The organism is Mesorhizobium waimense (genome assembly GCF_003601975.1).
In the GTDB taxonomy this organism is placed as follows: Bacteria; Pseudomonadota; Alphaproteobacteria; order Rhizobiales; family Rhizobiaceae; genus Mesorhizobium; species Mesorhizobium waimense.
In genome coordinates this window covers 1-431 of the sequence record NZ_QZWZ01000220.1, presented here as the reverse complement: position 1 = coordinate 431, position 431 = coordinate 1, and the positions used below count along the sequence as shown (strand labels likewise).

The window sequence follows — 431 nt, the reverse complement described above, 5'->3', positions numbered from 1 at the left end:
GGTCTTCGTAGACGTAGCGGTGCCGCGGGCCCTGACGCGCCTGGTGCTCCGTCATGCGGTGCCAGGCGTCGTAGCCGAAGCGGCGCAGTACCGTGCCGTCCTGGCCCAGCACTTCGGCGAGGTTGCCGGCGCCGTCGTAGCGGTAGCGCACCAGCGGCTGCGGGCGCGGGGCCGTGCCGGGCACCACGCTGGGGTCCGGCGGGTTGAACGTGCAGTCCACGCCCACGAGGCGCACGCCGTCGTCGGGTTGCAGCAGTGGATGGAGGGAGGGTTTGCGAACGCCACTGGCTGACGCGTCCTGCTTGCCGGTTTGGCGGGCCGCAGTGGCATCCGGCGCGATGCGCTCGTAGCGCAGCGCATAGCGGCGTCCGCTGCCATCGGTGATGCCCACGACGCGGCCTTGCGACAGCCCTTCTTCACCCCATTGGTAT

Annotated in this window: 1 protein-coding gene; it reads right to left on the bottom strand. The window is 71.0% G+C overall.

Annotated elements, in window-relative coordinates; all coding sequences use genetic code 11:
• Positions 1 to 431: RHS repeat domain-containing protein (locus D3227_RS40725; RefSeq protein WP_147377852.1), on the bottom strand; the 431-nt coding region annotated here is incomplete at both ends.